This is a genomic window from Leisingera sp. UBA4491 (genome assembly GCF_002388965.1).
In the GTDB taxonomy this organism is placed as follows: domain Bacteria; phylum Pseudomonadota; class Alphaproteobacteria; order Rhodobacterales; family Rhodobacteraceae; genus Leisingera; species Leisingera aquaemixtae.
The window spans coordinates 89,685-111,605 of sequence record NZ_DGNN01000021.1 but is presented as its reverse complement, the minus strand read 5'-3'; the positions used below and the strand labels follow the sequence as shown (position 1 = coordinate 111,605).

Below are 21,921 nucleotides of genomic sequence, written 5' to 3'. Positions count from 1 at the left end.
GATGTTCCATTCAGCCGGAAACACGCCCGCCGGAGGGGAAATCCCCCTTCGGGACCGGGAGCTGGCCGCCAAGGCGGAAGCGCTCAATGCGCGCTACCGCCACCACTCGGCCACCTCGGTGATGGAGGGCGCATTGCGGGACGCAGGGCATATCGCTCTGGTCTCCTCTTTCGGCGCGGAATCCGTGGTGCTTTTGCACATGGCCGCGATCATCGACCCGATGACGCCGGTTGTGTTCGTGGACACCGAACTGCTGTTCACCGAGACGCTGATCTATCAGCAGGAAGTGAGCGAGCGGCTGGGCCTGCGCAATGTGCGCATCATCCGCGCCGATGACATCGCCGAAAAAGACCCCTACGGGGCGCTGCGGTTCAGCGACAAGGACGCCTGCTGCACCCTGCGCAAGACCATCCCGCTGCAAAAGGCGCTGGACGGATATGAAGGCTGGATCACGGGGCGCAAGCGGTTCCAGTCCGGCAGCCGCGCGGCGCTGGACTTCTTCGAGGTCGAGGACGGCACCGGACGGCTCAAGATCAACCCGCTGGCCCATTGGGCGCCCGAGGACGTGCGCACCTATATGGATGAAAACCGCCTGCCCCGCCATCCGCTGGTGGCCAAGGGTTATCCCTCGATCGGCTGCGCGCCCTGCACCAGCCCGGTCAAGGAAGGCGAAGACCCCCGTGCCGGGCGCTGGCGCGGCGAAAACAAAGAAGAATGCGGCATCCATGTGGTGGATGGCAAATTCATACGCACAGGAGCGTGAGTGAGATGACTGTTATCGTGACCGACACCGGCTTTGCTGCTGATGACTGGACCGGCGGCTTTGACGGCTCAAACGTGCTGGAGCTGGCCTCGGACGCCAATCTGAACGACGTGCCGCTGGACGGCGTCGAGCTGGTGCGGGTTGAGTTCCCCAGCTTTGCCGACGGCCGCGGCTTCACCCTGGCCCGCCAGCTGCGGCTCAGGGGCTATGAGGGCCGCCTGCGCGCCTTCGGCCATGTGATCGCCGACCAGTACGCGATGGCCCGCCGCTCCGGCTTTGACGAGGTGGAGCTGTCCGATGAACTGGCCGCCCGCCAGCCCGAGGACCAGTGGCTGGCCCGCGCCAACTGGCAGGACCACAGCTATCAGGCCCGCCTGCGCGGCAGCACCGCTGCCCGCTAAGCCAGCCCCCGACCCCGGGAAACGCCCCTCGAACCGGTTCCGTTGCGTCACGCGCGGGGCCGGTTTTCCAAAACGGGGGCTTTTCCTGACCTGTATCAAAGATTAATCAGAGGTGCCGGCTACTCCTCCGGCAGTGGAACCGATGAATGAGATGACACCCGTGACCGACACTGCAACCGACCCGAAACCGGCCAAAGCGGTGCCGGCCCTGCCCGACGCCCAGACCGTGACCCAAGTGAAGCACTGGACCGACCGGCTGTTTTCCTTCCGCTGCACCCGGCCTGCGTCCTTGCGCTTCCGCTCAGGCGAGTTCGTGATGATCGGCCTGATGGGCGATCCGGACCCCAAGACCGGCAAGCAGAAACCGCTCCTGCGCGCCTATTCCATCGCCTCCCCCAGCTGGGACGAGGAAATGGAGTTCTACTCCATCAAGGTGCAGGACGGCCCGCTGACCTCCAAGCTGCAGCACATCAAGGAAGGCGACGAGATCATCCTGCGCCCCAAGCCCGTCGGCACCCTGGTGCATGACGCGCTGGTGCCCGGCAAGCGGATCTGGTTCTTTGCCACCGGCACCGGCTTTGCGCCGTTTGCATCGCTGCTGCGCGAGCCCGAAACCTACGAGAAATTTGACGAGGTGATCATCACCCACACCTGCCGCGAGGCGGGTGAGCTGACCTATGGCCGCGAACTGATCGAAAGCCTGAAGGACGACGAGCTGCTGAACGAGGTGATCGGCGAAGGCTTCTGGAAGAAGATCAAATACTACCCGACCACCACCCGCGAGGAGAGCCCCAAGATGGGCCGCATCACCGACCTGATGCGTTCCGGCGAGGCGTTTGCCGATCTCGGCGTGCCGCCGCTGAACCCCGAAAGCGACCGGGCGATGATCTGCGGCAATCTGGCCTTCAACCTGGAGCTCAAGGACCTGTTCGAGAACACCTACGGGCTGGAGGAAGGCGCCAATTCCAGGCCCGCGCATTTCGTGGTGGAAAAGGCGTTCCTGGACTGATCCGGCGCCGGGGGGCCGCCGCTGGCAGCCCCATTTTTGACACTGTTTTGACGGGAGGCCGCCGCCTCCCGTTTATCATTTGTTGGGGATGATTCTGTATTCCGGGAGCAAGTATCCAGAACGGAGAAGCTCGAAATGCAGAATGAAATGGCCTCCGGGCAGGCGCCCGTCTTCATGTCCGTCAGAACAGAGGCAGGCAAGGCCCGCGTCAAGGCTGCAGTGGCAGGCTTTCAGGCCCGCACCGACCAGGTGCAGCCCTCGATCCCCGAAAAGATTGCCGGCATCAAGGCGGGCTATGACCCGCGCGCCATCGCGCCGCAGGACATCGACCAGATGTTCGACGCACTGGTGCAGGCCGGGCAGCCGGTGACCGGGCCGATGCTTCTGCTGAACTCGATGGGCGCGAAATTCCGCAGCCATCTGGCCGGTATCACCGGCAGCGCCTATGACGGGTCCAAACCGCTGGACCTGGTCGGCGTGGCGCAGCTGCAGATCCAGCGCGCCCGCAAACAGGGCAGCAACGCCGCCGGCTGGGAAACCTTCCTGGCCTTCCTGGCGCCGCAGCCCCCGGCAAGCGGCCACAGCGCGCTGGATCAGATCGCCCGCGTGGCCCAGCAGGCCCAGGCCCGCCCGCACTGATACAGCTGCCTTTTTTCGGGCCGCCTTGACCGGGCCGCACTGAACAGCGTCTTGAACCGGCGGCCGGTCCAGCCCGGCCGCGCGGCGTTATGTCACCGGCCGCGAAGCGGCGTCAGCAGCGCTTAATTGCTGCCGGCGGTGCCTTCGGTTTCCACGGCGGCATCGCCCTCAACCGATCCGGTTGCGCTGTTCAGATCCTCAGTGGCGGCATCTGCTGCGGCATCCTGCGCCGCATCCGCTGCGCCTGCTGCACTGTCCGCTGCGGCATCCGCAGCCTGGCCTGCCTGATCCACGGCCTGATCCGCCGCATCCGCGGCCTCACCGGCCAAATCGGCCACGCCGCCGTCCTGACCGGCAGACTCCTGAACCGCGTCAACGGCATCGCCGGCTGCCCCGGCAGCGGCATCCACCGCCTGGTTCAGCGTGTCTTGCACAGCCTCAACCGCCGCGCCGGCAGCTTCGGCGCCGGTTTCAATCGCCTCCTCCACAGCCGCCGCCGCGTCTTCGGCAGCCTGTTCAGCCGGGGCGGTGCTCTCTTCGGAGGATTCCGGAACGGTGCTGCTCTGCTCTTCCTGCACCTGCGGCACGGTCTCCTCCGGCTCCGGACCGGTCAGCAGCATAAAGGCAGCCACCGCTGCAATGGCCACGGCAATCACGATCAACAGTTTTTTCATAACGGGCTCCTTCCATGATCCGGCCCTGCTGGCCGGTCTCTCGCCTTCTGCTTTGCCAAATGGGACCGCAAGCGGCTCCGCTCAAGGGGAAAGTTCCCGGACGCGGCCTCACGGGCGGGCCCGCGCCGCCGCCGGCAGCCAACCGGCGGAACCCCGCCGCAACCCTGCCTTATCAGGACGTTGCCACTCGCGCCCCGGCCGCCGCAACAGGCCGCAAAAGCGCCCGTTTCAAAGGCTGCCTGCGATATGCGGCCTTGAAAAACAGCTTTCCTGCCGCCATACCGCCCATAAGTCTTGAATCACACGCGCGGGGGCAGTAGCGTTCCCGCACTTTTTGCAATGACAGAAGGATAGCAGTCATAGCCCGCAGACCTCATAACGCGCCGCCGCAACGTGATACCGGCCCGCGCGTCAACGAAAAAATCCGCGCCCCCGAAATCCGCCTGATTGGCGCCGATGGTGAAAACGCCGGTGTCGTGCATCCGGCCAAGGCCATGGAAATGGCTGCCGAAGCCGGACTGGATCTGGTTGAAATCTCGCCCAATGCCAACCCGCCCGTGTGCAAGATCATGGACTTTGGCAAGTTCAAGTACGAACAGCAAAAACGCGAGAGCGAAGCCCGTAAGAAGCAGAAGATCATCGAGGTCAAAGAGGTCAAGTTCCGTCCTAACACGGACACTCATGACTATGACGTGAAGATGCGCAACGTCTTCAAGTTCCTGGAAAACGGCGACAAGGTGAAAGTCACCCTGCGCTTCCGCGGCCGCGAGATGGCGCACCAGAACCTCGGCCGCGAGCTGCTGGAACGGGTGGCCGAAGACACCAAGGAAATCGGCAAGGTCGAAAACATGCCGAAGATGGAAGGCCGCCAGATGATCATGATGATCGGCCCGCTGGCCAAGAAGTAAGCCGCGCCGCAGGTGCACGGCACAGCCCCGCAGGCCCGTCCTGCGGGGCCTTTTTATGCCTTGGACGGTGTGCCCCCTGCCCCAAACGCTAACAGGCACCGGACCCCGGTGCCTGCTGCTTCTCCGCGGTTCAGCCGGTCTCAGGCCGCCGCCGCCACCGCCCGCCTGGTCATCACCGCCGCCAGATGGGCGCGGTATTCCTTGGTGCCGTGCAGATCGCCGATCATGCCGCCGGCATCCAGACTGAGGCCGTCGAGCGCGTCAGGCGCGAAACTGGCATCCAGCGCCGCCTCGGCCTCGCGCCAGCGGAACACGCCCTCCTCTGACGCGCCGGTAACGGCCACCCGCACGCCGGCGGCGTATTTCGCAACAAACACGCCGACCAGCGCAAAGCGGGAGGCGGGCTGCTCGAACTTCTGGTAATTGGCCTTCTGCGGCACCGGAAAGCGTACCGCGGTGATGATCTCGCCCTCTTCCAGCGCGGTTTCGAACAGGCCGCGGAAGTAGTCATCGGCGGTGATCTCGCGCCGGCTGGTGACGATGGTGGCACCGCTGCCCAGCGCCGCCGCCGGATAACAGGCCGCCGGGTCATTGTTGGCCAGCGAGCCGCCGATGGTGCCGCGGTTCCTGACCGCCGGATCGCCGATATGGCTGGCCAGATCCGCCAGCGCCGGATAGGGGCCCGCCGCGGCTTCGGCCGCCTCGGCATGGGTGACCGCGCCGCCGATGGTCAGCATGCCGCCGTTGTCGCTCAGCTCCTTCAGCTGCGCAATGCCGGTGAGGGAGACCAGCTTCGACGGCATCGCCAGCCGCTGCTTCAGCGTCGGGATCAGCGTCTGCCCGCCGCCGAGCGCCTGCGCGTCCTCATCCGCCAGCGCGGCCACGGCCTCAGCGACGGTCGAGGGTTTCTCGAATTCGAATTCATACATCGCGTATCCTTTCCGAAAACCGGCTGACCGGCTTTCATCTTTCCGAAAATACTCCGGGGGTATGGGGGCAGAGCCCCCATGAACCCTTACCCGTTCATCGCCGCCCAGACCCGCGCGGGCGACAGCGGCATGTCGATATGGGTGACACCCTTGCCGCCCGACTGCAGCGCGTCGATCACCGCGTTGACCACCGCGGGCGGTGAGCCGATGGCGCCGGCCTCGCCGCAGCCCTTCACCCCCAGGGGGTTATGGGTGCAGGGCGTCTGGCAGGAATGATCCACCTGATAGAACGGCACGTCATCCGCGCGCGGCATGGCGTAATCCATGAAGGAGGCCGACAACAGCTGGCCGTCTTCGTCATAGGCCGCGTTTTCCAAGAGCGCCTGGCCGATGCCCTGCCCCAGTCCGCCATGAACCTGGCCGTCGACGATCATCGGGTTGATGATATTGCCGAAATCATCGGCAGCCGCGAAGCGCTCGATGGTGACCTTGCCGGTGTCGGGATCCACTTCCACCTCGCAGGCATAGGCACCGGACGGATAGGTGAAGTTGGCGGGATCATAGAACGCGGTCTCCTCCAGCCCCGGCTCCAGCTCCTCCAGCGGGTAGTTGTGGGGGACATAGGCCGTCAGGGTGACATCGCCCCAGGCCACCGATTTGTCGGTGCCTGCAACGGTGAACTGGCCGTCCTTCAATTCGATATCGGCGTCAGACGCCTCCATCAGATGGGCTGCGATCTTCTTGGCCTTACTGATGATCTTCTCGGTCGCCCGCACCATGGCGGAGCCGCAGACGGCGATGGAGCGCGACCCGTAGGTGCCCATGCCGAAGGGCACCCGCCCGGTGTCGCCATGCACGATATCGACCATGCTTTCATCAATGCCGATCATATCCGCAACCACCTGCGGAAAGGAGGTTTCATGCCCCTGCCCGTGCGAATGCGCGCCGACAAAGACGCTGATGGTGCCGGTGGCATTCACCCGCACGGTGGCGGCGTCATACAGGCCCGCCCGCGCGCCCAGCATGCCGACGATGTTGGAGGGCGCGATACCGCAGGCCTCGATATAGCAGTTGACGCCGAAGCCGCGCAGCTTGCCGTTCTTCTCGCTTTCCGCACGGCGTGCGGCAAAGCCGGCGATGTCCGCGACTTCCTCCAGCTTGTCCATGGTCGCCACATAGTCGCCGGTGTCATAGGTCAGTGCCACCGGGGTTTCATAGGGAAACTCGGTGATGAAGTTCTGGCGGCGCAGCGCAATCGGGTCGGCGCCCAGTTCGCGCGCGGCCTTGTCGATCACCCGCTCCAGCTGGAAGGTCGCCTCCGGCCTGCCCGCACCGCGGTAGGCATCGACGGGCACCGTGTTGGTGAACACGGTCTTGACGTTCACCTGCACGATCGGCGTCTTGTAGTTCCCCGCCATCAGGGTGCCATGCAGGTAGCTGGGCACCGAGGTGGAGAAGGTCGACAGATACGCGCCCATATTGGCCATCGTGTTGGTGCGCAGCGCGGTGAAGTTGTTGTCCGCGTCCAGCGCCAGCTCGATCTTGGTCACATGGTCGCGGCCATGAGCGTCGGAGATGAAGGCCTCGGCCCGTGTTGAGGTCCATTTCACCGCCCGCCCGCAGGCCTTGGCGGCGAAGGTGCAGAAGGCTTCCTCGGCATAGTGGAAGATCTTGGAGCCGAAGCCGCCACCCACATCGGGCGCAATCACCCGCACCTTGTGTTCGGGCAGGCCCAGCACAAAAGCGCACATCAGGAGGCGGATCACATGCGGGTTCTGGCTGGTGGTGTGGAGCGTGTATTCGTCCGTGCCACGTGTGTATTCACCGATCGCCACGCGCGGCTCCATCGGGTTGGCGACCAGCCGGTTGTTGACCAGTTCCAGCGTCGTCACATGCGCCGCAGAGTCAAAGGCCGCCTGCACCGCATCGTCATCGGGATTGCCGAACACCCAGTCATAACAGAGGTTTGAGGTCAGGTCCTCATGCACCTTGGTGGCGTCCTCCGCCAAGGCCGACGCCATGTTCACCACGGCGGGCTTGTCGCTCAGGTCCAGCTCAATCGCTTCCGCCGCATCGCGGGCCTGCTCCAGCGTGTCGGCGACCACGGCAGCGACGATCTCGCCCACGTGGCGGATGGTGCCGTCGGCGATGATCGGGTGTCGCGGCTCCTGCTGCGGGTTGCCGTGGCGGTCGGTGACGCCCCAGCCGCAGGGGATGCCGCCCACCTCGGCGAAATCGGCGCCGGTGAAGATCTTCACCACGCCGGGCATCGTCTCAGCCGCGGATGTGTCGATGGAATTGATGGTTGCATGGGCCACATCCGCGCGCAGGAAATGCACGTAGGCCTGGCCGTTCACGTTGATGTCGTCGGTGTAGTTTCCGGCTCCTGTCAGGAACCGCACGTCCTCGCGCCGCTTGGGGCTGGCGCCGATGCCTTGGTCCTTGGGCATGTCTGGTCTTTCCTCCCTGGAGGGTGCTGCCTCTGGCGCACCTCTTTGTCACCTACTCCTTGGTCAGCTCAGGCCGCGGTCCGGCCTGGGGTCTTGCGCTCATTCCGCCGCGATGGAGGAGACATCCTGGCCCGAGGCCGCCATGATCGCCTTGACGATATTGTGGTAGCCGGTGCAGCGGCACAGGTTGCCCTCAAGGTAGTCGCGGATTTCCTGTTCGCTGGGTTTGGGGTTGTCCTTCAGCAGTGCTGCCGCCGACATCACCATGCCCGGCGTGCAGAAGCCGCATTGCAGCCCGTGGTGGTCCTGGAACGCCTGCTGGATGGTGTTGAGCGAGCCGTCGGCGTTGGCCTGGCCTTCGATGGTGGCGACCTCGGCCCCCTCGGCCTCCAGCGCCAGCATGGTGCAGGCCTTCACCGCCTTGCCGTCCACATGCACAACGCAGGCGCCGCACTGGCTGGTGTCGCAGCCCACATGGGTGCCGGTCAGCCCCAGCTGCTCGCGCAGGAATGAGGACAGCAGCGTGCGCCCTTCAACCTCGCCGCTGGCATCCTTGCCGTTCACGGTCATGGAGACCTTGGCCATAGTACCCTCCCTTTAGCTTGTTTTTGTCTGGCTGACGGGAGTTAAGCACGGGCCGCGCCGTCCGCGAAGTGTTTTAACGGGGGGGCAAGGGGTAAAATTCGCGTCAGAAGGGCTTACCCAAGGTTGTGACCCTGCGTCACAAATCCCGCGCTGCGCTGCGGCGTCAGCCTTCTGCATCGCGGCGCGGCATCGGGCGGGTGGGGATTTCCTTCAACAGCCCGCCGACGCCCATGGCGGCGATATCGGCAGAGCGGACAGGCAGACCGCAGATCACCCGCTCCAGCACCCAGTCGGCACCGTTGAGGGCCGGAGAACGGGCGCAGCCCGGCAGGCCGATCACCGGCTTGTCCCGGCAGGTGCCCAGAAACAGTAGGTTGCCGGGGTCGACCGGCATTCCGAAGCGGGTCATGGTGCCGCCTGCGATGCGCAGCGCTTCGGGTGCGACGTCGTGAATGTCAGAGGTGGCGGAGCCGGTGAGGATCAGCACCAGCTGCCCCGGTGCCCGGGTAATCGCCTCGGCCAGCGCGTCCTCCCGGTGCGGCACCACCACCCGCGCCGACAGGCTGAGGCCCATCCGGTGCAGCCGGCCTGCCATCGCGGCGCGGCCCTTGTCAGGCAAATTGTCGGGCGGGGTGTCCTCGCTCACCGTGGTTTCGATCAGCGTGGCGGAGGACAGGACCGGCGGCAGCACCCGGATGGCGTCCCCGGCCCCGCTGCTGGCGCGGCGGATGGCATCGGCACGCACGCCATAGGAGATGATCTTGATGGTGGCCAGCATGCCCCCGGCATCGGCCCGGTGATAGTCCGGCACGGTGGCGACGGTGATCATCGGGTCCACCGCATTGACGGCTTCAAGCTTGCCGCGGTCCAGCCGCACCAGGCCCGCGCCCGTGGCATAGAGGTTCACCCGCCCGGTGCCCGCGCCGGAGATCCGGATGCCCTGCGCGGACGGGTCCGGCACCAGCGCCTTTGCCAGTGTCTCTGCCGCCGCGTCCTCATGCATGTCGGCGGGGTCGAGCCGCGCGACGGTCAGTGTCTCGTGGCCTGCGGCGGCAAGGTCCTTGAGGTCGTCAGCCGTCAGCACCGTGCCCTTGGCCACCTTGCCGCTGGCGCCCTGCAGCGAGTGCGCGAGGATGGCGCCCTCGGCGTCCTTCAGGGGAACCGGGCCGAACCTCATGGCTGTTTGCCGCGCAGGACGGCGGTTATTTCCGCGAGGATGGAGACGGCGATTTCCGCCGGACCCGCCGCGCCGATATCCAGACCGATAGGGCCGTGGATGCGGCTGATCTGGTCTTCGGTGAAGCCTGCCTGCTGCATCCGGGCGGCGCGGGCGGCGTGGGTTTTCTTGCTGCCCAGCGCGCCGATGTAGAAGACATCCGCTGCCAGCGCCGCCTGCAGCGCCGGGTCGTCCAGTTTCGGGTCGTGGGTCAGCAGCACCAGCGCGGTGCGGCTGTCGAGGCCCAGCTTCTGGACCGCCTCGTCCGGCCAGTCATCCATCAGGGCCTCGCCGGGGAAGCGCTCCGCTGAGGCGAAGGCTGCGCGGGGGTCGATGATCACCGGGTCATAGCCCGCAATCCGCGCCATCGGCACCAGGGCCTGGGCGATATGGACCGCGCCCACCACCACCAGCCGCAGCGGCGGGTTGTGGACAGCCACGAAGGTCTCGCCATCGTCCTCCAGCCCGGACCGGTCCATGCGCATCCGGTCGGGGTATGCGCCGCGCGCCAGGCGGCGGGCGCCGGTTGTCAGGTTCACCTCATAGGCCACGGGCGCGCGGCTGGCGCGGGCCTCTACCAGCTCCGCCAGAAGGTCTGCGGGCAGCGCAGCGCCGATGGGTTCCACCAAAACCTTGATGGTGCCGCCGCAGGCGAGGCCGACGGCAAAGGCGTCCGCATCGCTGACGCCGAATTCCAAAAGCCGGTGCTTGCCGTCCGCCAGCGCCTCCTGCGCCTCCACCACAACCGCGCCTTCGACGCAGCCGCCGGAAACGGAGCCTTCGATCCTGCCATCGCCCGACACCGCCAGCTGCGCCCCGGTGCGGCGCGGGGCGGAGCCCCAGGTCTGCACCACGGTCGCAAGGGCCGCGCCTGCGCCGGATGTGTGCCATTCCAGCGCGGTCTCCGGCGCGGTCTCAAACTGGGCGGTGTGCTGCATCTTGCGTCTCTCCCCGGGCCGCCCGGGCGGCGGCTGCCTTTAAACCTCGGCGCTGGCAGGGGAAGTTTCAAGCGCGAAGCGCCCGCAAAAGGCGGGCGAAAGACCGGAAAGCGCCCGCCATCCCCGGCGGGCGCTCCCCTGTTGCCCTGCGCGCGGTTTATTCCGCAGGCTGCGCGGCAGGTTTCTGCGGCAGCAGCCGTTCCGGCAGGGCAAAGGCCAATGCGATGAAGCCAAGGCCCAGGACGATCCCCAGAAGGTCGCCGGGCAGCGCGGTCAGGCCGTCGTATCCGGCGCCCGGCACTGCGCCCAATGTCACCTTGCCGCCCGCGAAACTGTTCAAGAGGCCGCTGGCCTTCCACGCCGGGTAGGTGACCATATAGGCCGCCGCGCCCAACAGGCCGCCCGCGATGAAGAACAGCGCGTCCTTGCGGCCCGAGGCGGCAGCGACCACGCCGGTGCCGGGGCAGTAGCCCGCCAGCGCCCAGCCCGCGCCCAGCATCAGCCCGCCAATGAAGACGCCGGCATAGGCCGCTTTGACCGACATGTGGCCAACATCAACCAGCCCCGCCATCTGGCCGCCGAACATCAGGACCGAGCCGGTGCCGATCGCCAGCAGGATGTTTTTCGCCAGGTTCAGGTTGGTGAGGTTCAGCATCTTGCCGATATAGTTGGGGTTGGAGGCCCCGATCCGGTCCAGCACCGCGCCAAAGGCAGCGCCGATCACGATTGCCAGGATAATGGTGGTCATGGCTCAGGCCTCCTTCTTGAACAGCATCAGCGAGACGGGGATAGCGGCGGCAAAGGCGCCGGCGGCAAAGATGTAGCCCGACAGCGCGGTCTGCATCATGCCGGACATCATGTGGCCGGAGGTGCAGCCGCCCGCCAGCCGCGCGCCGTAGAGCACGATGAAGCCGCCAAGGAAGGCCGCGGCATAGCGTTTCGCGGTGCTGTCGCCGAAGTTGGCGCGCCACAGGGCATGCACGTTGCGCTCCGCTCCGGTGATGCCGCCGCGCAGCTTGGCCGACAGCAGCCCGCCCAGCGCCATCGCCAGCACGAAGACGAAGCTGTAGTTCAGCGGATTGGCGATGGCTTTGGCGTATTTGCCGTCCGATTTCGCCAGATAGGCGTTGGTTGAGGTATACCCGTCGGCGGTCTGAGTCACCAGCTGCGGGTTCACGGCGTCCGCGAGGATGCCGTCGAGGATCACGAACTGGGTCGAGACCCCGATGGGCTTGACCAGCAGCACCGCCAGGAAGAACACCAGCCCCAGCAAGAGCCCCCCGGCTTTCCAGTTGAGTGGCATGATTTCTCCTTTCGCACGTTACATTCTGTTTTCAGAATATATCAGAGCCATAAGAAACGGTTTGATTCAGATCAAGTCACATTCCGGTTTTGGAATTCATTTTCCGCCGGGCGGCAGCAGCGCCATCAGCCGCGCCTTCTCGCCCGCGTCGGCGGGGCTGGAGATCACCTGCGCCAGCTCCTCCAGCGAGGCGATGGAGTGGCCCGCGCGGAAGCTGTCGGCATAGGGCAGCATGGCGCGGATGCCCTGCGCCTTGGGGGCAAAGCCGTCCCAGCGCAGCAGGGGGTTCAGCCAGATCAGGCGGCGTGACGACAGCTGCAGCCGCTGCATCTCGCGCGCCAGGGCCTCTGGCTCGCCGCGGTCCAGCCCGTCGGTGATCAGCAGGACCACCGCCCCCTGCCCCATCACCCGGCGCGACCAGTCGCGGTTGAAGGCGTGCAGGCAGTCGCCGATCCGGGTGCCGCCTTCCCAGTCCTGCGCTTCCGCCCCTGCGGCGGCAAGCGCCGCGTCGACGTCGCGCTGGTGCAAGTGGCGGGTGATATTGGTGAGCCGGGTGCCGAAGGTGAACCCATGCACCCGCGCCCAGCCCGCGCCCTTGGCGTTGGCGGCGGAATGCAGGAAATGCAGGATGATGCGGCTGTACTGGCTCATCGAGCCGGAGATATCGCAGAGCACCACCAGGTTGGGCCAGCGGATGCGGCGTTTGGCGCGGGCGATCTGCTGCAGGTCGCCGCCCTGGCGCGCGGCCTTGCGCAGGGTGCGGCGCCAGTCGGCCCGGCGCCCGTTGGGAGAGGCCATCAGGCGGCGCGACTGGATCGGCGTCACCGGCAGCGCGAGCTGCGCCAGGATGCGCTTGGCGGCGGCAACTTCGGCGGTGCTCATCTGTTCGAAATCGAGGGTTTTCAGGCGCTCCTCTGCCGAGGCGGTGCGGGAGGCGTCGATGCCGATCTCCGTGCCCTCCGGCTCCTCCGCCGGGGCTTCGGGCGGGTTGAGCATCCCGTCCAGCAGCGCCTCTGCCGCGCGTTTTTCGGCGGGTTTGGCGGCGCGTTCTTCCTGCACGCCGCGGATTGCGGGCAGCATCGCGGCCATCATCTGCTCAAGGTATCTGGGGTCGCGCCAGAACAGGCGGAAGACCTGGGCAAACACCAGCCGCTGCTCCGGCTTGGTGACGAAACAGGCGTGCAGGGCCCAGTAGAAATCCTCGCGGCTGGTGAAGCCTGCGGCAGCCACCGCCTGCACCGCGTCCAGCACCCGGCCGGGGCCGATCGGCAGCCCGGCCTTGCGCAGGGCGCGGGCGAAATGGGTGATGTTGCGGACCAGCTTGGGGTCGTCCGGCAGGGTGAGCGGCGGATAGTCAGGCATCAGTGGCCCTGGGGGCGCTGCCCCCGGCCTGCGGCCTCCCCCGGAGTATTTTTGGAAAGATGAACCATCAGGCGGCGTCCAGGCTGGCGCGCGCCTGATCCAGAATGCGCTTGGCCTCGGAGCCCTGCAGGCGGGCGATGTCGTCCTGGTACTTGAGGATGGCGCCGAGGGTGTCGGCAATCACCTCGGGGCTGAGGGCGATGACGTCGAGCGCCAGCAGGCAATTGGCCCAGTCGATGGTTTCGGCCACCCCCGGCTTCTTGAACAGATCCTCGGTGCGCAGGGCCTGCACGAAGGCGACGATTTCGCGGCTGAGCTGCTGGCTGGCCTCGGGGGCGCGGGCGTTCAGGATTTCCACCTCGCGGCTGAAATCCGGGTAGTCGACCCAGTGGTAGAGGCAGCGGCGCTTCAGCGCGTCATGCACTTCGCGGGTGCGGTTGGAGGTGAGCACGACGATCGGCGGCTCCGGCGCGCGGATGGTGCCGAGTTCCGGGATCGTCACCTGAAAGTCGCTGAGCGCCTCCAGCAGGAACGCCTCAAACGGCTCGTCGGTGCGGTCCAGTTCGTCGATCAGCAGCACCGGCGCGCCGTGCTCATCCGGGCGCATCGCCTGCAACAGCGGGCGTTCGATCAGGTAATCGGCGGAGAACAGTTCGTTCTGCAGCGCGGCGCGGCCGGCGGCGCCTGCGGCTTCGCCCGAAACTTCTGCGGTGCGGATGGCGACCATCTGGGCGGCGAAGTTCCATTCGTAGACGGCGCTGGCGGCGTCCAGCCCCTCGTAGCATTGCAGCCGGATCAGGCGGCGGCCCAGGCCCGCGGCCAGCGCCTTGGCGATCTCGGTCTTGCCGGTGCCGGCCTCGCCCTCCAGAAACAGCGGGCGGCCCAGTTTCAGCGACAGGAACACCACCGTGGCCAGCGCCCGGCCGCAGACATAGCCTTGGCCGGAGAGAACCTGCTGAACCTGATCAATTGACTGCGCCTGCTGCATGCTGAGCCTCCCTTTGCCCCGCCCAACAGGCCACGCTGCGCGGCGCCGGTCAAGCCGCGCGGCGCGGCAACGCTGCGGCGGCGGCGGCCCTGGACGGCCGCAGAGTTGTAAATCCCGTCCGGGCAGGTAAAACTTCACAACAGAGATGCGCTGACCCGGGCGCGGGTTACGAGGACCGAGAAGCACGCCATGCGCAAAGCCCCGCACAAGCTGTTCTGCCAGCCTGCCTCGACCCGGGAGGCCTGAGAGCGATGCGGGTTCTGGCGATCCTCTGCGTGCGCAACGAAGCTGCCTTTCTGCTGGAATGGCTGGCCCATCACCGGGCCGCCGGCTTTACCGATTTCCTGGTCTTTTCCAACAATTGCCAGGACGGGACGGCGCGGATGCTGGACCGGCTGGAGGCGCTGGGGCAGCTCGCTCATGTGCGCAACGAGGGGCCTTACGACAAGGGCGGCATCCAGTTCACCGCGCTGAAACAGGCGGACCGGCATCCGCTGATGCAGCAGGCCGATTGGGTGCTGGTGCTGGATATCGACGAGTTTGTCTGCATCAAGACCGGCGATGGCACGGTGGCGGACCTGCTGGCGGCGCTGCCGCAGGCGGATGCGGTGACGCTGACCTGGCGGCTGTTCGGCAATGCCGGGATCGTGCGCTTTGAGGATGTGCCGGTGACGGAACAGTTCACCCGCTGCGCGCCGGAGGTGATCCACTGGCCCTGGCGGGCGGTGATGTTCAAGACGCTGTACCGCAACAACGGCACCTACCGCAAATGCGGCGTCCACCGGCCCCGCGATGTGAAAGACGCGGCGCGGCTGGACCGCTTCCGCTGGTTCGACTGCGAGGGGCGCGAGCTGGGCGCCGAGTTCAAGACCAAGCGGCTGTTCTCCAGCTATGGCCAGCCGAACGGGCGCCTGGCGCAGCTGAACCACTACCCGCTGGGCGCGATGGAGAGCTATGTGCTGAAGGCCGACCGCGGCCGGGTCAACCGGCAGGCGGAGCTGGGGATGGATTACTGGGTGGAGCGCAATTACTGCGCGGCCAGCGACACTTCCATCGCGCGCAGCAGCGCGGCGCGGGCAGAGCTGCAAGCGGGCCTGCTGCGCGACCCGGAGCTGGCGCGGCTCCATGCCGGCGCGGTGGCGTGGCGCCATGAACGGTTTGCAGCGCTGATGCAGCAGGAGCCCTTCCGCGCGCTCTTTGCCCGGCTGCTGATGACGCCGCCCTCACGCGCGGTGAGCCCGGCGGCGGCGGAGCTGCTTCGCGGCTTTGCCCTGCAGGGCCAGACCGCCAGAGCGCAGCCCGAAGACGGCAGCTGAACCGCAGGCGCCGCGCCGGAAGGCCGCCGAAAGGACGCTGCAACGCCCTAAAGAGGCAGAAGTTTTTCCAAATTTGGCCTCAATTGCCTCCTAACTGTGACTCCGAGCAGCAAGCCCGCAGTATTGCGACGGGCGCAGAGGATAGCAGGTATGCCGGACGGACTTGAAAATCTGGAAGAAGACCTCTCCGGGCTGAAGCCTGTGCAGTGGAAGGCCCGGATGGCGGCCCTGGCGGAAGAGTACGGAATGCACCAGCAACTGGGCAGCCGCCACTTCGCCACCTTCATCGACCAGGGCAACACGCTGCTGGTGACCTTTGAGACCATGCAGGGCATTCACAACCTGTCCGATCTGGCGCAGCCGCTGGGGTTCGACCTGGTGAAGAACCTGGGCTGGTCGCATATGTGCGTGGTCTCCGACGGCGACACCTGGTTCCGCGATGAAAAAATCTACGGCTTTTTTGACCAGCTGATCGATGACGGCTTCTTCGACGAGTTCGACAATGTGATCTTCTACGGCGCAGGGCCTTGCGGCTATGCGGCGGCGGCCTATTCGGTGGCAGCCCCCGGCGCTGTGGTGGCGGCGGTGCAGCCGCAGGCGACCCTGGAGCCGCGGATGACCGAATGGGACGACCGGTTCACCGAGATGCGCCGCCTGTCGTTCACCGACCGCTACGGCTATGCGCCGGATATGCTGGATGCGGCGGAACAGGCCTTTGTGATCTATGATCCGCAGGAGCGTCTGGACGCCATGCACGCCTCGTTGTTTGCCCGCAAGAACGTGACCCGGCTGCGGGCGGCGTATCTGGGCGATGCGGTGCAGACCCGGCTGATCGAGATGGAGATGCTGTATCACATCCTGTCGCTGGCCGGCAGCCGCAAGCTGACGGCGGCGGCGTTTCACAAGCTGTTCCGCAGCCGCCGCAACAACTCTTTCTACCTGCGCAACCTGCTGGGCCGGCTGGAGCGCGAGGACCGCAACTATCTGGTTGCGCTGGTGTGCCGCAACGTGACCGAGCGGATGCGGGCGCCGCGGTTCCGCCGCCGCCTGCAGGAGCTGGAACAGCGGGCCGAAAGCGGCGAATTCCGGTTCCCGCCCAAACGCTGAACGGCGGCACCGCCCGGTCAATCCGCCGCTTTGTTTCGCCGCTGCCATGTGGTAACGCGGGCGCATGACCCAGACGCTGACCATCCCCCGCCCCGACGACTGGCACCTGCATCTGCGCGACGGCGCGATGCTGCAGGCCGTGCTGCCCGAAACCGCCCGCCATTTCGGCCGCGCCATCATCATGCCGAACCTGGTGCCGCCGGTGGTGACCGGGGACCAGGCCGCCGCCTACCGCGACCGCATTCTGGCGGCGCTGCCCGGCGGCATGGCGTTTGAGCCGCTGATGACCCTGTATCTGACCGAGGACACCGATCCGGAAGATGTGGCCGCCGCCCATGCCAGCGGGCTGGTCAAGGCGGTGAAGCTGTACCCGGCGGGAGCGACCACCAATTCGGCCTCCGGCGTGCGCGATTTCGACAAGGTGCGCCCGGTGCTGGAGAAGATGGCCGAGATCGGCCTGCCGCTGTGCACCCACGGCGAAGTGACCGACCACGACATCGACATCTTCGACCGCGAGGCGGTGTTCATCGACCGGGTGCTGGACCCGATCCGCCGGTCCACGCCGGGGCTGCGGGTGGTGATGGAGCATATCACCACGAAGAACGCGGCTGACTACGTGGCGAGCCAGGAGCGTGATCTGGGCGCGACGATCACCACGCACCACCTGATCATCAACCGCAACCACATTCTGGTGGGCGGCATCAAGCCGCATTACTACTGCCTGCCGGTGGCCAAGCGCGAGGAGCACCGGCTGGCGCTGCGGGCGGCTGCGGTCTCGGGCGACAAGCGGTATTTCCTGGGCACCGACTCCGCCCCGCACACCGACCCGAACAAGGAAAGCGCCTGCGGCTGTGCGGGCTGCTTCACCGCCACCAACACCATGTCCCTGCTGGCGCATGTGTTCGAGGAAGAGGGCGCGCTGGACAAGCTGGCGGGCTTTGCCTCCGAACACGGCCCGGCGTTCTATGGCCTGCCGGTGAGCGATCAGACGCTGACCCTGACCAAGGGTGAGGCGCCGGTACAGTTCCCGGAGAAGATCGAGACCGGCGACGGGCCTGTCACCGTGTTTGATCCGGGCTTTGAGGTTTACTGGCGTGCCGAATAGCAACACTTGTTAACCAACAGTAAAATTTCTCTCCCCTTCGCCTTGCCGGGAATCAGCAGCCCCACTCAAGTATCGGGCTATTGATTTCCGCCAGCGGCTGCCGCTGGCATTTACCGGTAAGGGGCAAGGGTATGACAACTTTTACGTTCAGTGGCGCGCGGGTCGATTTTGTGGACGGCGAACCGTCTTCGGTCAGCAATATCGAAGCGCAGGTGACGGTTCCGGACGCCAGCTCGACCTTCACTTACTCCATTATCGACCGTGACGAAGATGGTGTTGCCTTTATCGATATGGATGACGAGGTCCTTCAGGCGATTGCAGGCGGCGTCAACTTGGACAACCTGGGTTTCGACGTCCTGTCCGACGAAACCCTGATGACGCAGATCACCTGGTCCGGCGGCACCACTGTGATCCTGGCTGTCAGCCTGGAAACCGGCGACAACACCGACACAGAGTTCTATTTCGTGATCGACGGGGCCGCGCTGCCGCAAGTGAGCTCACCGGCGGATTGGAATGCCTTCGACGCTTCGATCTCCGGCTTGACCGACCCCACCGGGGCACTGGCGCCGGGTCAGGTCATTGCCTGGTCATCGCTGGCCGCCACCGGCTCCACCGAAGACGACGAGTTCTACGGCACGCCGGGCCGCGACACCTATGATGGCGGCGCCGGCGACGACTATTTTGTCAGTTCCAACGGGCGCGACACCTACAACGGCGGCAGCGGCACCTTTGATCAGGTTGCCTTTACCACTGACCCGAATGGGGTCATTGCGCATCTGGGCAAGGGCACCGCGACGGACGGCTGGGGCAAAACCGACACGCTGAAAAGCATCGAGGCGCTGCGCGGCTCCGCCCATGATGACAAGCTGATTGGCAACGGCAAGGCCAACTACTTCCGCGGCATCGAAGGCAACGACACCATCAACGGCGGCAAGGGCAAGGACGAGGTCCGCTATGACCGCGACGCGCGCTATGGCGGCGAGGACGGCGTGACCGTGGACTTGGCCAAGGGCTTTGCCATCGACGGGTTCGGCGACCGCGACACGCTGAAAAGCATCGAACGCGCGCGCGGCTCCGAAAGCGCGGACAAGCTTTTGGGCAACGGCGGCGGCAACCGCCTGATGGGTCTGGGCGGCAATGACACGCTGTCCGGCAAAGGCGGCGATGACCTGATCCTGGGCGGCGCCGGGCGCGACAAGATCCTCGGCGACGGCGGCAACGACGAGCTGTTCGGGGAAGGCGGCGCCGACCGGTTCATCTTCAGGGGCGCCTTCGGCGACGACACCGTGTCGGATTTCGAGACCGCCGGGCGCAAGGAAAAGATCGACCTGTCCGGAGTCACCCCCATCAAGTCGTTCCGCGATCTGAAGAACAACCACCTGTCCGAAAACGGCGATGGCGATGCCGTGATCAGCGACAACAACGGCAATACGATCACGCTGGACGGGATCGGGATCGCCGACCTGTCGGGCAACGATTTCCTTTTCTGACCCGCGCTGCGGCCGGCCCCCGCGATCATTGGGGGCCGGCCCTTCGCCGGGGCTTCAAACCGGTGGCGTTCCGGTTTAAGGACAGCAAAACCGCTGCCGCAAAGGATGCCCGCCGCCATGATCCCCTCTTCCTACCCGTCGAAAGAAGAAATCGCCCGCCTGTCGGCCCGGATGCTGCTGGAAATCGGCGCGGTGAACTTCAATACCGAGACGCCCTATACGCTGGCGTCCGGCCTGCCCTCGCCCAGCTATATCGACTGCCGCAAGCTGATCTCCTTCCCGCGCATCCGCTCCACCCTGATGGATTTCATGGCGGTGACCGTGATGCGCAACGCGGGCTTTGAGGCGTTTGACAACATTGCCGGCGGCGAGACTGCGGGCATTCCGTTCGCGGCCCTGGTGGCAGAGCGGCTGGCGCTGCCGATGACCTATGTGCGCAAGAAGCCCAAGGGCTATGGCAGGAACGCCCGCATCGAAGGGGTGATGACCGAGGATCAGCGGGTGCTGCTCGTGGAAGACATGACCACCGACGGCGGCTCGAAACTGTCCTTTGTCGATGCAATCCGCGAAACCGGCGCGTCTTGCGGCCACACCGCGGTGATCTTCTACTACGACATCTTCCCCGAAACCACAAAACGCCTGGGCGACCACGGCGTTGAGCTGCATTACCTGTGCACCTGGTGGGACGTTCTGGCAGAAGCCAAGGCACAGAAAAGCTTCAGCGAGGAGACGCTGGCCGAGGTGGAGAAATTCCTTAAGGATCCGCGCGCCTGGCAGGAAGCCAACAAGGCAGAGTGAGGCTGCGGCGGGCAGATTGCCCGCCAGTCCGCCGCCAGGGCCGCAGCAGGCGCGGCACGCGAAGATCCGCTTAACGCAAAGTTAAGCGCTCCCCGGCGGGCTGTGGAAAAGCCCGCCTCGAATCGTTCCCCGCGGCAGCTGATGCGCAGATATGGGGGCCTATCCAAACACGGCCGCATCATGTAGCCTGCATAGGACAGGCTTGCTGGCCCATTGCGGTAAACAGCCCACAGGCCCGGTGCGGATATCCACAGGGAATCCCCAGAGATTCCCAGATAGGCGAATGGCCCCGCGCACCGTATAAGGCGGCCGGAAAGACGAGAGCAGTGATGAACGAGATTACCCCTTTCGACGGCGATATGCCCCCTGCTGCCCCGATGCCCGAACCGGCCGCGGCGCCGGCGGCCGCGATGCCGGACAACGAGCTGCCCCATTCGGTGGAGGCGGAACAGCAGCTTTTGGGCGCGATCCTGACCAACAACGAGGTCTACGACAAGATCGCGCTGATCATCGACTCGTCGCATTTCTATGACCCGGTCCACGCCCGCATCTACGAGGTGGCGGCGGCGCGGATCTCCAAGAACGCGCTGGCCTCGCCGGTGACGCTGAAGGCGTTCCTGGAGGACCACGAGGGGCTGAAGGAACTGGGCGGGCCGGCCTATCTGGCCAAGCTCGCCGGCGCGTCGATCTCCGCTTTTGCGGTGCGGGATTACGCGCAGATGATTTACGACCTGGCGATCCGGCGCGAGCTGATCGCCCTGGGCCAGAGTATTTCAGAAAAGGCACGCCGCGTTGACGTGGCATCAGAACCCAAAGAGCAGATTGTTGAGGCAGAGCAGGCGCTTTACCAGCTGGCAGAGCAGGGCCAGACGGAAAGCGGCTTCAAATCTTTCCTGAAGGCCGTCACAGAAGCGGTCAATGTGACCAACGAGGCGTATCAGCGGGGTGGCGGCATGGCCGGCATCTCGACGGGCCTGACAGACCTCGACAAACAACTTGGCGGCCTGCATCCCTCGGACCTCCTCATCCTCGCAGGCCGCCCCTCTATGGGCAAGACGTCGCTGGCGACCAACATCGCCTTCAACGTCGCCAAGGCATACAAACGCGGGGTGAAACCCGATGGATCGGAAGGCGCGCTGGATGGCGGCGTGGTGGGGTTCTTCAGCCTCGAGATGAGCGCCGAACAGCTGGCAGGCCGGATCCTGGCGGAGGCGTCGGAAATCTCCTCGCACAAGATCCGCCAGGGCGACATGACCGAAAGCGAATTCCGCCGCTTCGTGCAGGCGGCAAAGGATCTGGAAAGCTGCCCGCTGTTCATTGACGACACGCCGGCCATTCCGATCTCCCAGCTGGCCGCACGGGCGCGCCGCCTGAAGCGGACCCACGGGCTGGACCTTTTGGTGATCGACTATCTGCAGCTGTGCCGCGGCATGGCCGACAACCGGGTGAACGAGATCGCCGAAATCTCGATGGGGATGAAGGCGATTGCAAAGGAGCTGAACATCCCGGTGATCGCGCTGTCGCAGCTGTCGCGCCAGGTGGAGAACCGCGAGGACAAGCGCCCGCAGCTGTCGGACCTGCGGGAATCGGGCTCGATCGAACAGGACGCCGACGTGGTGATGTTCGTGTTCCGCGAGGAATACTACAAGGAACGGGAAAAGCCCGGCGACCACGAGCTGGAGAAGATGGAGGAGTGGAAGCAGGCGATGGAGCGGCTGCACGCCAAGGCCGAAGTCATCGTCGGCAAGCAGCGTCACGGCCCCATCGGCACGGTGGAGCTGTCGTTTGAGGCGCAGTTCACCCGCTTCGGCAACCTCGCCAAAGCCTGGCAGCAAGGCTACGACGAGCACTGATCCCGGCCCCTGCGGCCCGGATCGCGGAATTTCAGCGCTGCTGCCTGCCGGATCCATTGACCGTCAGGCCATCAGCACCAGCCCGGG

General features: G+C 65.8%; 21 protein-coding genes. 11 read left to right on the top strand and 10 right to left on the bottom strand.

Features of this window, described 5'->3' with window-relative positions; translation table 11 throughout:
• The first annotated feature begins 1 nt into the window (after nt 1).
• The 4 genes from B2P87_RS11710 (at nt 2) to B2P87_RS11695 (ending at nt 2,812) form a co-directional block, all read left to right on the top strand.
• Nucleotides 2-763 carry a phosphoadenylyl-sulfate reductase gene (locus tag B2P87_RS11710; protein ID WP_141890054.1) on the top strand — a complete coding sequence of 254 codons (762 nt, stop codon included), beginning with the start codon at nt 2-4 and terminating at the stop codon, nt 761-763.
• A 5-nt stretch (nt 764-768) separates the two neighbouring features.
• Nucleotides 769-1,164 carry a DUF934 domain-containing protein gene (locus B2P87_RS11705; protein WP_058287975.1) on the top strand — a complete coding sequence of 132 codons (396 nt, stop codon included), beginning with the start codon at nt 769-771 and terminating at the stop codon, nt 1,162-1,164.
• Nucleotides 1,165-1,306: 142 nt separating this feature from the next.
• A complete protein-coding gene (locus B2P87_RS11700; protein ID WP_058287974.1) occupies nt 1,307-2,173 on the top strand; it encodes a ferredoxin--NADP reductase in 867 nt (288 codons plus the stop codon).
• A gap of 174 nt (nt 2,174-2,347) precedes the next feature.
• Complete coding sequence (locus tag B2P87_RS11695; protein WP_244270273.1) at nt 2,348-2,812, top strand: hypothetical protein; 465 nt, start codon at nt 2,348-2,350, stop codon at nt 2,810-2,812.
• A gap of 122 nt (nt 2,813-2,934) precedes the next feature.
• Here B2P87_RS11695 and B2P87_RS11690 read toward each other — a convergent pair whose 3' ends face one another.
• Nucleotides 2,935-3,486: a hypothetical protein gene (locus tag B2P87_RS11690; protein ID WP_141890053.1), complete on the bottom strand. Its 552-nt coding sequence runs from the start codon at nt 3,484-3,486 to the stop codon at nt 2,935-2,937.
• A gap of 359 nt (nt 3,487-3,845) precedes the next feature.
• Between B2P87_RS11690 and infC the strand changes: the two genes are divergently transcribed.
• Nucleotides 3,846-4,394, top strand: a complete 549-nt coding sequence (infC, locus tag B2P87_RS11685; RefSeq protein WP_058287971.1) for a translation initiation factor IF-3 — start codon at nt 3,846-3,848, stop codon at nt 4,392-4,394.
• Nucleotides 4,395-4,534: 140 nt separating this feature from the next.
• On the opposite strand, the gene B2P87_RS11680 is transcribed toward infC, so the two are convergent.
• The 9 genes from B2P87_RS11680 to B2P87_RS11640 all read right to left on the bottom strand — a co-directional run bounded on the left by B2P87_RS11680 (nt 4,535) and on the right by B2P87_RS11640 (nt 14,165).
• On the bottom strand, nt 4,535-5,323 hold the full coding sequence (locus B2P87_RS11680; RefSeq protein WP_141890052.1) for an FAD binding domain-containing protein: 789 nt from the start codon (nt 5,321-5,323) through the stop codon (nt 4,535-4,537).
• A gap of 86 nt (nt 5,324-5,409) precedes the next feature.
• Nucleotides 5,410-7,773, bottom strand: coding sequence for a xanthine dehydrogenase family protein molybdopterin-binding subunit (locus B2P87_RS11675; protein WP_141890051.1), 2,364 nt, complete (start codon nt 7,771-7,773; stop codon nt 5,410-5,412).
• A 99-nt stretch (nt 7,774-7,872) separates the two neighbouring features.
• A complete protein-coding gene (locus B2P87_RS11670; RefSeq protein WP_058287968.1) occupies nt 7,873-8,358 on the bottom strand; it encodes a (2Fe-2S)-binding protein in 486 nt (161 codons plus the stop codon).
• A 163-nt stretch (nt 8,359-8,521) separates the two neighbouring features.
• Complete coding sequence (locus B2P87_RS11665) at nt 8,522-9,535, bottom strand: molybdopterin-binding protein (protein WP_141890050.1); 1,014 nt, start codon at nt 9,533-9,535, stop codon at nt 8,522-8,524.
• Nucleotides 9,532-10,512: an XdhC family protein gene (locus tag B2P87_RS11660; RefSeq protein ID WP_141890049.1), complete on the bottom strand. Its 981-nt coding sequence runs from the start codon at nt 10,510-10,512 to the stop codon at nt 9,532-9,534. Before B2P87_RS11660 ends, B2P87_RS11665 begins: the two co-directional genes overlap by 4 nt.
• A 157-nt stretch (nt 10,513-10,669) precedes the next feature.
• Nucleotides 10,670-11,260, bottom strand: a complete 591-nt coding sequence (locus B2P87_RS11655; RefSeq protein ID WP_141890048.1) for a DUF6691 family protein — start codon at nt 11,258-11,260, stop codon at nt 10,670-10,672.
• A gap of 3 nt (nt 11,261-11,263) precedes the next feature.
• On the bottom strand, nt 11,264-11,815 hold the full coding sequence (locus B2P87_RS11650) for a YeeE/YedE thiosulfate transporter family protein (RefSeq protein WP_141890047.1): 552 nt from the start codon (nt 11,813-11,815) through the stop codon (nt 11,264-11,266).
• Nucleotides 11,816-11,911: 96 nt separating this feature from the next.
• Nucleotides 11,912-13,177 carry a vWA domain-containing protein gene (locus tag B2P87_RS11645; RefSeq protein ID WP_141890046.1) on the bottom strand — a complete coding sequence of 422 codons (1,266 nt, stop codon included), beginning with the start codon at nt 13,175-13,177 and terminating at the stop codon, nt 11,912-11,914.
• Between the two features lie 67 nt (nt 13,178-13,244).
• Nucleotides 13,245-14,165, bottom strand: coding sequence for an AAA family ATPase (locus B2P87_RS11640; RefSeq protein WP_141890045.1), 921 nt, complete (start codon nt 14,163-14,165; stop codon nt 13,245-13,247).
• A gap of 251 nt (nt 14,166-14,416) precedes the next feature.
• Here B2P87_RS11640 and B2P87_RS11635 point away from each other — a divergent pair, with 251 nt between their 5' ends.
• The 6 genes from B2P87_RS11635 (at nt 14,417) to B2P87_RS11610 (ending at nt 21,834) form a co-directional block, all read left to right on the top strand.
• Nucleotides 14,417-15,481, top strand: a complete 1,065-nt coding sequence (locus B2P87_RS11635) for a glycosyltransferase family 2 protein (protein WP_141890044.1) — start codon at nt 14,417-14,419, stop codon at nt 15,479-15,481.
• Between the two features lie 150 nt (nt 15,482-15,631).
• Nucleotides 15,632-16,588, top strand: coding sequence for a phosphoadenosine phosphosulfate reductase (locus B2P87_RS11630; protein WP_141890043.1), 957 nt, complete (start codon nt 15,632-15,634; stop codon nt 16,586-16,588).
• Between the two features lie 64 nt (nt 16,589-16,652).
• Nucleotides 16,653-17,693 carry a dihydroorotase gene (gene pyrC, locus B2P87_RS11625; protein ID WP_141890042.1) on the top strand — a complete coding sequence of 347 codons (1,041 nt, stop codon included), beginning with the start codon at nt 16,653-16,655 and terminating at the stop codon, nt 17,691-17,693.
• A 131-nt stretch (nt 17,694-17,824) separates the two neighbouring features.
• Nucleotides 17,825-19,183, top strand: a complete 1,359-nt coding sequence (locus tag B2P87_RS11620) for a calcium-binding protein (RefSeq protein WP_141890041.1) — start codon at nt 17,825-17,827, stop codon at nt 19,181-19,183.
• A gap of 117 nt (nt 19,184-19,300) precedes the next feature.
• Nucleotides 19,301-19,981, top strand: a complete 681-nt coding sequence (locus tag B2P87_RS11615) for an orotate phosphoribosyltransferase (RefSeq protein WP_039949719.1) — start codon at nt 19,301-19,303, stop codon at nt 19,979-19,981.
• 329 nt (nt 19,982-20,310) lie between these two features.
• On the top strand, nt 20,311-21,834 hold the full coding sequence (locus B2P87_RS11610) for a replicative DNA helicase (protein WP_058287957.1): 1,524 nt from the start codon (nt 20,311-20,313) through the stop codon (nt 21,832-21,834).
• The last annotated feature ends 87 nt before the right edge of the window (nt 21,835-21,921 follow it).

Excerpts from the sequence above, each read along its gene's own strand:
- B2P87_RS11650 (WP_141890047.1), bottom strand. The coding sequence starts at position 11,815 with ATGCCACTCAACTGGAAAGCCGGGGGGCTCTTGCTGGGGCTGGTGTTC.
- B2P87_RS11645 (WP_141890046.1), bottom strand. The coding sequence starts at position 13,177 with ATGCCTGACTATCCGCCGCTCACCCTGCCGGACGACCCCAAGCTGGTC.
- B2P87_RS11705 (WP_058287975.1), top strand. The coding sequence starts at position 769 with ATGACTGTTATCGTGACCGACACCGGCTTTGCTGCTGATGACTGGACC.
- B2P87_RS11670 (WP_058287968.1), bottom strand. The coding sequence starts at position 8,358 with ATGGCCAAGGTCTCCATGACCGTGAACGGCAAGGATGCCAGCGGCGAG.
- B2P87_RS11610 (WP_058287957.1), top strand. The coding sequence starts at position 20,311 with ATGAACGAGATTACCCCTTTCGACGGCGATATGCCCCCTGCTGCCCCG.
- B2P87_RS11655 (WP_141890048.1), bottom strand. The coding sequence starts at position 11,260 with ATGACCACCATTATCCTGGCAATCGTGATCGGCGCTGCCTTTGGCGCG.
- B2P87_RS11615 (WP_039949719.1), top strand. The coding sequence starts at position 19,301 with ATGATCCCCTCTTCCTACCCGTCGAAAGAAGAAATCGCCCGCCTGTCG.
- B2P87_RS11635 (WP_141890044.1), top strand. The coding sequence starts at position 14,417 with ATGCGGGTTCTGGCGATCCTCTGCGTGCGCAACGAAGCTGCCTTTCTG.
- B2P87_RS11665 (WP_141890050.1), bottom strand. The coding sequence starts at position 9,535 with ATGAGGTTCGGCCCGGTTCCCCTGAAGGACGCCGAGGGCGCCATCCTC.
- B2P87_RS11640 (WP_141890045.1), bottom strand. The coding sequence starts at position 14,165 with ATGCAGCAGGCGCAGTCAATTGATCAGGTTCAGCAGGTTCTCTCCGGC.
- B2P87_RS11675 (WP_141890051.1), bottom strand. The coding sequence starts at position 7,773 with ATGCCCAAGGACCAAGGCATCGGCGCCAGCCCCAAGCGGCGCGAGGAC.
- B2P87_RS11710 (WP_141890054.1), top strand. The coding sequence starts at position 2 with ATGTTCCATTCAGCCGGAAACACGCCCGCCGGAGGGGAAATCCCCCTT.
- B2P87_RS11660 (WP_141890049.1), bottom strand. The coding sequence starts at position 10,512 with ATGCAGCACACCGCCCAGTTTGAGACCGCGCCGGAGACCGCGCTGGAA.
- B2P87_RS11695 (WP_244270273.1), top strand. The coding sequence starts at position 2,348 with ATGTCCGTCAGAACAGAGGCAGGCAAGGCCCGCGTCAAGGCTGCAGTG.
- B2P87_RS11690 (WP_141890053.1), bottom strand. The coding sequence starts at position 3,486 with ATGAAAAAACTGTTGATCGTGATTGCCGTGGCCATTGCAGCGGTGGCT.
- pyrC (WP_141890042.1), top strand. The coding sequence starts at position 16,653 with ATGACCCAGACGCTGACCATCCCCCGCCCCGACGACTGGCACCTGCAT.
- B2P87_RS11620 (WP_141890041.1), top strand. The coding sequence starts at position 17,825 with ATGACAACTTTTACGTTCAGTGGCGCGCGGGTCGATTTTGTGGACGGC.
- B2P87_RS11630 (WP_141890043.1), top strand. The coding sequence starts at position 15,632 with ATGCCGGACGGACTTGAAAATCTGGAAGAAGACCTCTCCGGGCTGAAG.
- B2P87_RS11680 (WP_141890052.1), bottom strand. The coding sequence starts at position 5,323 with ATGTATGAATTCGAATTCGAGAAACCCTCGACCGTCGCTGAGGCCGTG.
- B2P87_RS11700 (WP_058287974.1), top strand. The coding sequence starts at position 1,307 with ATGAATGAGATGACACCCGTGACCGACACTGCAACCGACCCGAAACCG.